Annotated in this window: 3 tRNA genes; all 3 read right to left on the reverse strand. The window is 51.2% G+C overall.

What is annotated here, in order from left to right:
- Positions 1-3: 3 nt before the first annotated feature.
- A tRNA-Val gene (locus ACLUXO_RS10405) sits at positions 4-76 on the reverse strand.
- Between the two features lie 2 nt (positions 77-78).
- A tRNA-Arg gene (locus ACLUXO_RS10410) sits at positions 79-152 on the reverse strand.
- A 30-nt stretch (positions 153-182) separates the two neighbouring features.
- Positions 183-254 (reverse strand) — tRNA-Gly (locus ACLUXO_RS10415).
- Between the last annotated feature and the right edge of the window lie 2 nt (positions 255-256).

Raw genomic sequence — 256 nt, forward strand, 5'->3', positions numbered from 1 at the left:
AGATGGAGGATACAGGGCTCGAACCTGTGACCCTCTGCTTGTAAGGCAGATGCTCTCCCAGCTGAGCTAATCCTCCAATGCACCCAGTAGGACTTGAACCTACAACCTTCTGATTCGTAGTCAGACACTCTATCCAGTTGCGCTATGGGTGCATCTATTCAATTAAGCATCGCTTGATGCTAAGCGGAAGACGGGATTCGAACCCGCGACCCCCACCATGGCAAGGTGATGTTCTACCACTGAACTACTTCCGCAT

The organism is Lactobacillus delbrueckii subsp. bulgaricus (assembly GCF_046938665.1).
GTDB classification, from domain to species: domain Bacteria; phylum Bacillota; class Bacilli; order Lactobacillales; family Lactobacillaceae; genus Lactobacillus; species Lactobacillus delbrueckii_C.